This is a genomic window from Pseudomonas sp. PS01298, from assembly GCF_029959745.1.
Taxonomy (GTDB): Bacteria; Pseudomonadota; Gammaproteobacteria; order Pseudomonadales; family Pseudomonadaceae; genus Aquipseudomonas; species Aquipseudomonas aylmerensis.
Genome location: NZ_JASCPP010000025.1, coordinates 49886 through 60277, shown reverse-complemented (window position 1 = coordinate 60277; position 10392 = coordinate 49886). Strand labels below are relative to the sequence as shown.

The 10392-nt window shown below is 60.9% G+C and carries 6 protein-coding genes; 4 read left to right on the top strand and 2 right to left on the bottom strand.

Annotated features, from left to right (window positions below; translation table 11 throughout):
* Window positions 1-241, top strand: a 241-nt coding sequence (locus QMX97_RS11915) for a hypothetical protein (RefSeq protein ID WP_282396996.1), incomplete at its 5' end; no start/stop codon positions are given.
* 20 nt (window positions 242-261) lie between these two features.
* Here QMX97_RS11915 and hrpA read toward each other — a convergent pair.
* Entirely contained in the window at window positions 262-4173 is a 3912-nt protein-coding gene (hrpA, locus tag QMX97_RS11910) for an ATP-dependent RNA helicase HrpA (RefSeq protein ID WP_282396995.1), read from the bottom strand.
* Between the two features lie 786 nt (window positions 4174-4959).
* Between hrpA and QMX97_RS11905 the strand changes: the two genes are divergently transcribed.
* Entirely contained in the window at window positions 4960-5574 is a 615-nt protein-coding gene (locus tag QMX97_RS11905) for a hypothetical protein (RefSeq protein WP_065909632.1), read from the top strand.
* A gap of 73 nt (window positions 5575-5647) precedes the next feature.
* On the opposite strand, the gene aceK is transcribed toward QMX97_RS11905, so the two are convergent.
* Window positions 5648-7369 (bottom strand): bifunctional isocitrate dehydrogenase kinase/phosphatase, encoded by a 1722-nt coding sequence (gene aceK, locus QMX97_RS11900; protein ID WP_065909630.1) that lies wholly within the window; start codon window positions 7367-7369, stop codon window positions 5648-5650.
* 392 nt (window positions 7370-7761) lie between these two features.
* Here aceK and QMX97_RS11895 point away from each other — a divergent pair, with 392 nt between their 5' ends.
* Both QMX97_RS11895 and QMX97_RS11890 read left to right on the top strand, forming a co-directional pair.
* A complete protein-coding gene (locus QMX97_RS11895) occupies window positions 7762-9387 on the top strand; it encodes a methyl-accepting chemotaxis protein (protein WP_282396994.1) in 1626 nt (541 codons plus the stop codon).
* Between the two features lie 64 nt (window positions 9388-9451).
* Window positions 9452-10339 carry a DMT family transporter gene (locus QMX97_RS11890; RefSeq protein ID WP_065909626.1) on the top strand — a complete coding sequence of 296 codons (888 nt, stop codon included), beginning with the start codon at window positions 9452-9454 and terminating at the stop codon, window positions 10337-10339.
* The last annotated feature ends 53 nt before the right edge of the window (window positions 10340-10392 follow it).

Below are 10392 nucleotides of genomic sequence, written 5' to 3'. Positions count from 1 at the left end.
GCGTTGGGCTGCGCAGCAGCCCCAGTCCAACCTCCTCGGTCTGCCAGATAGATCCGGTGAGCTGGTTTTAGGGCTGCTTCGCAGCCCAACGCAGGGCAAGCCTGCTCACCACAAAAAGCCCGCCAGCCACAACAAGCCTGCTCACCACACAGGGCTGCTCACCCCAACAAGCCTGCTCACCACAAAAAGGCCACTCACCACCAAGAAAACCCATCTGCCACAACAAGCCCACCTGCCTTAGCAAGCCCGCTCACCACAATTTCAAGCCTCGACCAGGCTCCATTGCTTGCTCAGGCGCTTTTCGGAGATCGGCACTTTGGTGCCGAGCTGCTGGGCAAACAACGACACCCGATATTCCTCCAGCCACCAGCGATAGAGCTCCAGCTGCGGGTCGCGCTTGCCTTCCTGGGTGTGTTTGTTCAGGCGGTTCTGGTATTGCGCCCACAGGCCGCCCAGTTCGGTGCTCCACACCCGATCCTTTTGCACCTGGCTCGGCAGTTTTTCCAGGCGCAATTCGATGGCCTTGAGGAATCGCGGCAGCTCCTTGAACCACTGCGCCGGGGTTTCGCGCACAAAACCGGGATACACCAGGTTACTCAATTGTTGCTTGATGTCGTTGAGGGCCACCGCCTGGGCCAGGTCGATCTTGCCCTTGAAGCGCTTTTGCAGGCCGTGCCAGAGTTTCAACACCTCCAGGGTCAAGCGTGCCAGGCGTTCGGCATGTTCGGTCCAGCTGCCACGCTTGCGTTCGGCCAACGCGGCGAGGCCGGCGCCGTCACGCGGCAAGCTGGCTTCGCCTTCCAGCACGCAGCTGTCGAGGCTGGCCAGCAGGATGTCTTCGACCAGCGCGTCGATGCGCCCCAGTTCGCGGTACATCAGGCCCAATTCAGTGAGGCCGGGCAATTTGCCGCGCAGGAATTTCGCCGGTTCCGCCAGTTGCTGCATCAGCAGGCGCTGCAACGCGCGGCGATGCTGAAACTCGGCTTCGGCAGCGGTGGAGAAACGCCCTTCCTTGACCGTGCCGTTTTCCTCCACGAGCGCCGGGTAGACGGTCATCGACAGGCCGGCGATGTTCTGCTGGGTCTTCTCGGCCACCGCGGCGAACACCTTGGCCTCCACCGGCTGCTGGCTCTTCGCCGTCTGCGGTACCGCCAAGGCCGCTTGGCTGGCTTGCGCAAAACGTGCCGTCAGCTCCGCCAGGTCGCGGCCTTCGCCGAGGAACTTACCCTCGCCATCGACCACTTCCAGGTTCATCTTCAGGTGGCTGTCCACCTGCTGCGCGGCCTCGGCCCAGGCTTCATCGCTGACCCGTGCGCCGGTCATGCGCAGCAGTTCCCGGCCCAGGGCCTGGGGCAGCGAGCCCTGGCCGAATTCAATGCGCTGCAACGCCGCCTTGACGAAATCCGGCACCGGTACGAAGTTCTTGCGCAACGCCTTCGGCAAGTTGCGCACCAGGGCGATACATTTGGCTTCGATCACCCCGGGCACCAGCCATTCCAGGCGCTCCGGCGGCAACGCCGGCAGCAGCGGTGCGGGGACGCGCAGGGTTACGCCGTCGCGTGGATGATTGGGCTCGAAGTGGTAACTCAAGGCCAGCGCCAGGTCGCCCAGGTGCAGGGTATCCGGATAATGCGCAGCGGTGACCTCGCTGGCCTCGCGGGCCAGCACGTCTTCTTCGCGCATGATCAGCAGTTGCGGGTCTTTCTGGCTGTTGACCTTGTACCAGCTGTCGAACGTGGCGGTCTGGTGGATCTCCGCCGGCAGGCGCGCATCGTAGAAGGCGTACAGGGTTTCTTCGTCGGCGAGGATATCCCGCCGGCGCGCCTTGGCCTCCAGCTCATCGAGCTGTTCAAGCAGTTGCTGATTGGCCGTGAGGCACTTGGCCCGCGACTGAATTTCGCCACGCACCAGGCCTTCGCGGATAAACAGCTCGCGCGACACCACCGGGTCAATCGGCCCGTAATGCACCGGACGACGCCCGACCACGATCAGCCCGAACAGGGTGATCTGTTCAAAGGCGACGACCTGGCCGCGCTTCTTTTCCCAATGCGGTTCGAAGTGGTTTTTCTTGATCAGGTGCCCGGCCAGCGGCTCGATCCAGTCGGCATCGATCTTCGCCACCATGCGCGCGTAGAGCTTGGTGGTTTCCACCAGCTCGGCGGTCATCAGCCATTGCGGGCGCTTTTTGCCGATGCCCGAGGACGGGTGAATCCAGAAGCGTCGCTGGCGTGCACCAAGGTAATCGCCCTCTTCAGTCTTCTGGCCGATCTGGCTGAGCAGGCCGGACAGCACCGCCTTGTGCAGTTTCGGGAAGTCCGCCGGTTCTTTATTGACGGTCAGCTGCATGTCGCGGCAGATCAGGCTCAACTGGCGGTGGGAATCACGCCACTCGCGCAGACGCAGATAATTCAGGAAGTTCTTGCGGCACCAGTTGCGCAGCGGGCTGGCGGTCAATGCCTGGCGCTGCTCTTCAAAGCCGCGCCACAGATTGACCAACCCGGCGAAGTCCGAGTCGGCGTCTTTCCACTGGGCGTGCGCCTGGTCGGCGGCTTGCTGGCGTTCCGGCGGACGCTCGCGCGGGTCCTGGATCGACATGGCGCTGGCGACAATCAACACTTCCTGCAGGCTGCCGAGCTTGGCCGCTTCCAGCAGCATGCGGCCCATGCGCGGGTCCACCGGCAGGCGCGCCAATTGGCGGCCCAGCGGCGTCAGCTGGCTGTTGCGATCTACCGCCGAGAGTTCTTGCAGCAAATTGAAACCGTCGCTGATGGCCTTGCCATCCGGCGGTTCGATAAACGGGAAATCGGTGATCTCGCCCAGGCGCAGGTGCAGCATCTGCAGGATCACGGCGGCGAGGTTGGTACGCAGGATCTCCGGGTCGGTGAATTCCGGACGGGCGATAAAATCCTCTTCGCTGTACAAGCGCACGCAGATGCCCGGCTCAACCCGCCCGCATCGGCCCTTACGCTGGTTGGCACTGGCCTGGGAAATCGCCTCGATCGGCAGGCGCTGCACTTTGGCGCGGTAACTGTAGCGGCTGATGCGCGCGGTGCCGCTGTCGATGACATAGCGGATGCCCGGCACGGTCAGCGAGGTTTCGGCGACGTTGGTCGCCAGTACCACGCGCCGTCCAGGGTGGGACTGGAAAATCCGCTGCTGTTCGGCCGGCGACAGCCGCGCGTACAACGGCAAAATTTCGGTGTGCTTGAGCTGAGCCTTGCGCAGCATCTCGGCGGCGTCACGGATCTCGCGCTCGCCAGGCAAAAACACCAATACGTCGCCGGGGCTGCGGCGCTCGCTGCGCTCATGGGCGGCAATTTCATCGAGGGTGGCGAGGATCGCCTGGTCGACTGTCAAGTCGTCCTCGACGCGGTTGCCCTCCTCGTCTTGCTCCAGGGTCAGCGGGCGGTACCAGGTATCGACCGGGAAGGTGCGGCCCGACACTTCGACAATCGGTGCATCGTCGAAATGTTTGGAGAAACGCTCCAGGTCGATGGTCGCCGACGTGATGATGACTTTCAGGTCGGGGCGACGCGGCAGCAGGGTTTTCAGGTAACCCAGCAGGAAGTCGATATTGAGGCTGCGTTCGTGGGCTTCGTCGACGATGATCGTGTCGTAGCGTTCCAGATACCGGTCGTTCTGGGTCTCGGCGAGCAGGATGCCGTCGGTCATCAGCTTGATCAGAGTGTTGGAATCGCTCTGGTCTTCAAAGCGCACCTGATAACCGACCAGCGCGCCCAATGGCGTCGCCAACTCTTCGGCAACCCGGCTGGCAACGCTGCGCGCGGCAATCCGGCGCGGCTGGGTATGGCCGATCAGGCCGTACTGGCCGCGGCCGATTTCCAGGCAGATCTTCGGCAATTGGGTGGTTTTACCCGAACCGGTTTCACCGGCAATGATCAGCACCTGATGCTTGTTCAGCGCGTCCTTGATCTCGTCACGCTTGGCCGCAATCGGCAGGCTGTCGTCGTAACGAATCACCGGCAGGCTGGCGCGCCGCGCCGTCACCTGGGCACAGGACGCCTGCATGCGCGTCACCCACTGCGCCAACTTCTCCTCGTCGGGTTTCTTGCGCAGCTCGAGCAACTGCCGCCGCAAGCGGTGGCGGTCGGCGAGCATGGCGTGATCGAGGTTTTTCAGCAGTTGGTCGATAGCGGGCGCTTGGTCAGTCATCAGGGCGGCAAGGGTCTTTTGGGTGAGGCAGGTGAGGCCTGCGCAGCGTAAGTCATCAGAGAGGATGGGGATTGTCGCAGATTTCGACAAGTAGGGAGACGGTCAGTCAATCATGACTGAGGTGACCTACCGCTTACGGCGACATTTACTACGACATTGAGTGGATCATTCGGCGTTTTTAACAGCAGAAGTCCGATGGGGTGGAGGGCATAGGAAAGGTTAAATGAGACTTCCAGACAACAGCTTCCATTTTTTAACGTGAACCGGAGCTTCCATGCTGATCCCGCCGACCACTACGCGCCCAGATAACCCGCCCTCTTACGCTGAAGCAATGCGCCCTGAGAGCCCGCCGCCCTATGAACATCTTGCGAGCTATGCGCAAGCAACTGGCACGCCCTCTAACGCTGGAGTAATGCGCCCTGAGAGCCCGCCGCCCTACGAACATCTTCCCAGCTATGCGCAAGCAACAGGCATTCAGCCTTCGCCCCGTAATAGCCATGATCCATCCGCGCCGGCTACCAACCTGACGGCGAATCGAATCGCGAACAGCGTTACGAACGGACTGATGAGCTTATTGTCTCGCGTTTAAAATGACGGCTCGGATGAGCAGCGCAGATCCACACAAGAAAACACAGAGGTGCCCTCTATTTCATTTAAAGGCTATTTAATGACTATGACCCCGAGCCAGGCAAATCGAGAAATAAATTTCATGTTCGCTCTATAGCCGAGCGATTCACGGTGATGCACCACTAGACATATCGAGCTCGCTCGTTAAAGGACCTTAGTATGCCCATTGACTCCGGTCGTTATAGCTACAGCCCCAGCGACTACGCTGGACGATACGCCACTAAACACCAAAGTATCGCGCCTGAAACCTACAGACGAAAAAGCTCCTGGGAGCAGGACACCCCCGCTACCAGTAGCAGCTCGTGGACCCCGCTCATCGCCAAACAGCCACTCTCAGCAATGAGTCCGGCCAAGCAAAAAGAACTTGATCAATTAAAGAAGACCAAAGAAACGCTGGAGGGAATGGCGAATAAGTACTCGCGCCCGGATCTACCTAAGGAGCTTTTCCAGAAGCCGACCAATTTACTGGAACAAATCATTAGAAAAAGTGAAGACACGCCGGAAAGTAAAAATCCACTGAAGAGAATAACTAATTCACACGCACACAAACAACTTGACGCCGAATACAATAAGTCAATGATGGGCTTATATAGACAAGCGGAAAAGGGCGCTTTTAAGACTGAACGAATTCCTGAATGGGAAAAAAACGGATTCAAACAGTCAGAAGCAAAAGTCAACGGAGCAGATGGGGAGATAGCCCTCGAGGCCTTAACGCTGATGGGTCGCGGCACGCCTTGGTTTGGCGAAATACGCAAGGAAAACCGCAAAACATAATGTCCTGCCCGGTCGAAATTTAAATAACGACACAAGGAACGCTGCTGTTTTCGTCCACAGGCGCACTCACTCCTCAGGAGTGAGTGCGTTCTTTACGCCGATACGGAAACACGTCAATCACCTTCCCCGCGCGAATCGCGTCCTGCAAACCTTTCCAGTAATCGGCGTTGTACAACTCGCCATGCAGTTCATTGAACAACTTGCGCTGGCCCGCATCGGCGAACAGGAACGGCGGAAACTCTTCCGGGAACACGTCCAGTGGGCCGATGGAGTACCAGGGTTCGGAGGCCATTTCGTCCTCGGGCGTGCGCGGCGCAGGGATATGGCGGAAGTTGGCTTCGGTGAGAAAGCAGATTTCATCGTAGTCGTAGAACACCACGCGGCCGTGGCGGGTGACGCCGAAGTTCTTCAGCAGCATATCGCCGGGGAAGATATTCGCCGCCGCCAGTTGCTTGATCGCCAGGCCGTAGTCTTCCAGGGCTTCGCGCACCTGGGCGTCGTTGGCGTTGTCGAGATAAAGGTTGAGCGGGGTCATGCGCCGTTCGGTCCAGCAGTGGCGAATCAGCACGGTGTCGCCTTCGACTTCGACGGTGCCAGCGGCGACTTCGAGCAGCTCGGCCAGACACTCCGGCTCGAATTTGCTCAAGGGGAAGCGGAAGTCGGCGAATTCCTGGGTGTCGGCCATGCGCCCGACGCGGTCGACGCTTTTGACCAGGCGGTACTTCTCGATCACCGTGGCGCGGTTGACATTTTTCGACGGCGAAAAGCGGTCCTTGATGATCTTGAACACGGTGTTGAAGCCGGGCAGCGTAAACACGCTCATGACCATGCCACGCACGCCGGGGGCCATGATAAAGCGGTCGTCGGTGGTCGCCAGGTGGTTGATCAGCGCGCGGTAGAACTCGGATTTGCCGTGCTTGTAGAAGCCGATGGAGGTGTACAGCTCCGCAATGTGCTTGCCCGGCAGGATGCGCTTGAGAAAACCGATGAATTCCGCCGGCACCGGCACGTCGACCATGAAGTAGGAACGGGTAAATGAAAAGATGATCGACACATCGGCTTCGTCGGTGATCAGTGCATCAATCTGGATGCCCTGCCCTTCACGGTGCAGCAGCGGGATCACCAACGGCCACTGCTCGTCGCGGGTGTAGATACGTCCTACAAGGTAGGCGCCCTTGTTGCGGTAGAGCACCGAGGAAAACAGCTCGACGTTGAGGTCCGGGTCCTTGCATACCCAGTCCGGCAGGTTTTCGCGCAGCTGCACTTCGAGGCGGCGCAGGTCGGCGGCGAGGTCCGCGTAGGGTTCGCTGAAACGGTAATCGGCGAAGATCTGCGCGAGCATCTCGGCGATCTGGCCGCCCGGCGTATACGTGCGCGTCTGCGCCGCCCGTGCCCGGCGCAGGCTGGGCCGGGTGGTGTGGATAAACATGCAGCCATCGCTGATCAGGTCATGGCTGAAAAGGCCGCAGAAAATCGAGTTGTACCAGGTCTCGGACAGCTCATCGTCGAAACGCAGGTCGATCAGGCCGATGTAGGCGCTTTTCACCAACGGCCACACCTCGATATCGAGCAATGCCGCGTCGGCAAAATTCGCCCGCAGGCGTGCGGTCACCTCGCCGACCTTCTCTTCATACAGGTTGATACGCGCCGCCGAGGCCGCCTGCCCCAATTGCCACTGGGCCTTTTCGAAACGCTCGCGGGCACCGTCGGTGATCTGGCGAAAGTGCTCACGGTAGTCGTCGAACCCTTCAAGGATCGTGCGGGCAATGGCGAGTGCAGGCGTGGTGAGCGACATGCGGGAAACCTCGAACGGGCATCGGGAAGCCCTGAGCTTAGCCAGTGTAGGGAGAGAGGAGAAGGGCCACTTTCAGCGCCCTGTTGTACAACTTCGTTCACTTTGTACATTTATTTTCAATTTATTTATTTCGACTGTACGGTCAATAAACGCACCCAAAAGTCGCACGCCGTTTTCACCCCAGGCCTTCATCGACGTGGCCTGCCAGCGTGAACCAGGAAAATCGCGCGGCGCCTCGAGGGTACATCCCCCTAGCAGAGCTTTGGATCCAACTAAGGGAAACCCTGATTACCACCTTGATGGCACTTTGATATATAGCGCGCCCTTTCCCACCCTAACAAGGTCCAAAGACCGATCCGGGATCAGGTTTTAATTGCCCAAGGAGCATTGAGATGTCATTGAGGAATATGAAAATCGGCCTGCGTGCCGGATTGAGCTTTGGGGTATTGGCCAGTCTGCTGGTGATTGTCGGCCTGTTTGGCCTGGGCCAGATGGCCAAGCTGCGCGAGAGCGCGCTGGTCATCGAAGACGCCTGGATGCCGAGCATCGAGAACGCCCACGACATCGCCGCCTACGTCGCCAATATTCGCCTGGAAGGCCTGCGCCTGGTCACCACCGACGAATCGCGGATACGCGACACCAGCAGGGCCTTGATCACGCGCAACACCAGTGAATTGCAAGCGCTGCTGGAGCGTCACGAAAGCCTGCTGAACAACGATGCAGAGCGTGAAATGCTCCAGCAGGCAAAAAGCAATGTGGCGACCTACCTGGGCACCGTCGGCCAAATGGTTGCCCTGGTCGACAAGGACCAGCAACAAGACGCCATCGACCTGCTGAACGTGCGCCTGGCGCCCCAGGGCATGGCCCTCAACCAGAATTTGGAAGACCTGATCGCGTTCAACCAGAAAGGTGTCGAAGCGGCAGCCGACGCGGCTGCCGAGACCTATTCGAGCGCGCAGTGGGTTGTCGGGCTGATCATCGTGGTCGCGCTGATCGCCACCTTGCTGCTGGCATGGCTGCTGACCCGCAGCATCACCGCGCCGCTCGGACAGGCGTTGATGGTGGCGCGTACCATCGCCGGCGGCGACCTCAGCCAGCCGATCGTGGTGCACGGCCATGACGAGCCGGCGCAACTGCTGGGCGCCCTGGCGACCATGCAGGAACAGTTGCAAAGCACCATTCGTGGCATCAGCGAATCCGCCCAACAACTGGCTTCCGCCGCCGAGGAGATGAGCTCGGTGATGGAGCAGAGCACCCGTGGCCTGCAGGCACAGAACGACGAGATCGAACAGGCCGCGACGGCCGTGACCGAAATGAGTTCGGCAGTGGACGAGGTGGCCGGCAACGCAGTGTCCAGCGCCGAAGCCTCCAAGGCTTCCGATGAGGACAGCAAGCACGGCCACTACCAGATCAGCGAAACCATCAGTTCGATCCAGAACCTGGTGGATGAAGTGCTCGGCGCGTCGAACAAGGCCGAAGGCCTGGCCGTGCAGGCCCAGGACATCAGCAAAGTGCTGGAAGTGATTCGTGGCATCGCCGGGCAAACCAACCTGCTGGCGCTCAACGCCGCCATCGAAGCCGCCCGTGCGGGCGAGGCCGGGCGTGGTTTTGCGGTGGTCGCCGATGAAGTGCGCTCGCTGGCGCAGCGCACCCAGGACTCCACCGAAGAAATCGAGCAGATGATCACCGGCATCCAGCAAGGCACCCAGGACACCGTCGACGCACTCAACAGCAGTGCCGAACACGCCGGCCAGACGCTGCAGCGGGCCAACAGTGCCGGCAGCGCGCTGGAAAAAATCACCGCGGCGATCTCGCAGATCAGCGAGCGCAACCTGGTCATTGCCAGCGCCGCCGAGCAGCAGGCGCTGGTGGCGCGCGATGTGGACCGCAGCCTGGTGAACATTCGCGACCTGTCCACCCAGACCGCCGCCGGCGCCACGCAGACCTCGGCGGCCAGCCAGGAACTGTCGCGCCTGGCGGTGGACCTCAATGGCATGGTGACGCGGTTTATCCTTTAAACAGTGATTGTGCAGGGCCAAGTCACTGGGCACACTCGCGGCCTTGTTCGCGTAGGAGTTTTCCGTGAGACCTGTCGACACCCTGTACCTGCTCGGGCTCGCCGCCATCTGGGGCGCGAGCTTTCTGTTCATGCGCATCATCGCGCCGGAGATCGGCAGCGTGCCGACCGCGTTTTTCCGCGTGTCGATTGCCGCCGCCGGGTTGCTGGTCATCCTGGCGCTGATGCGGGTGAGCTGGGATTTCCAGGGCAAGTTCAAGACGGTCCTGCTGCTGGGGGTGATCAACTCCGGGATCCCGGCGACCATGTACTCGGTGGCGGCCCAGGTGCTGCCGGCGGGTTACTCGGCGATCTTCAATGCCACCACGCCGCTGATGGGCGTGCTGATTGGCGGGCTGTTCTTCAGCGAGCGCCTCACGCCTTCGAAAGTCGCCGGGGTATGCCTGGGCCTGCTGGGCGTGGGCGTGCTGACCCGCGCGGGGCCGGTGGCGTTCGACCTGGAGTTGTTGATGGGCGCGCTGGCCTGCCTGCTGGCGACGACCTGTTATGGGTTTGCCGGGTTCCTGGCACGGCGCTGGCTGGATCAGCGCGGTGGCCTGGACAGCCGCCTGTCGGCCTTGGGCAGCATGCTCGGCGCCACCCTGTTCCTGTTGCCGTTCTTTGCCTACAGCGCGATCAGCCAGCCGCCCGCCAGTTGGGGTGGGTGGCAGGTGTGGTTGTCGCTGCTGGGGTTGGGACTGGTGTGCACGGCACTTGCCTACATCCTCTATTTCCGGCTGCTGTCATCCATCGGGCCGGTCAAGTCGATGACCGTGACCTTCATGATTCCGCCATTCGGCGTGCTGTGGGGCGCGTTGCTGCTGGATGAGCCGCTGTCGATGGCGCACGTGTATGGCGGGGTGTTGATCGCGGGGGCGCTGTGGCTGGTCTTGCGGCCGAAAAAAATCCTGTAGGAACCCGGCTTGCCGACGATGGCGTTCATCGCCGGCAAGCCGGGCGCCTACAG

What these genes read in the sequence shown, in the direction of transcription:
- hrpA (WP_282396995.1), bottom strand. Translation starts at nt 4,173, where the DNA reads ATGACTGACCAAGCGCCCGCTATCGACCAACTGCTGAAAAACCTCGAT.
- QMX97_RS11905 (WP_065909632.1), top strand. Translation starts at nt 4,960, where the DNA reads ATGCCCATTGACTCCGGTCGTTATAGCTACAGCCCCAGCGACTACGCT.
- aceK (WP_065909630.1), bottom strand. Translation starts at nt 7,369, where the DNA reads ATGTCGCTCACCACGCCTGCACTCGCCATTGCCCGCACGATCCTTGAA.
- QMX97_RS11895 (WP_282396994.1), top strand. Translation starts at nt 7,762, where the DNA reads ATGTCATTGAGGAATATGAAAATCGGCCTGCGTGCCGGATTGAGCTTT.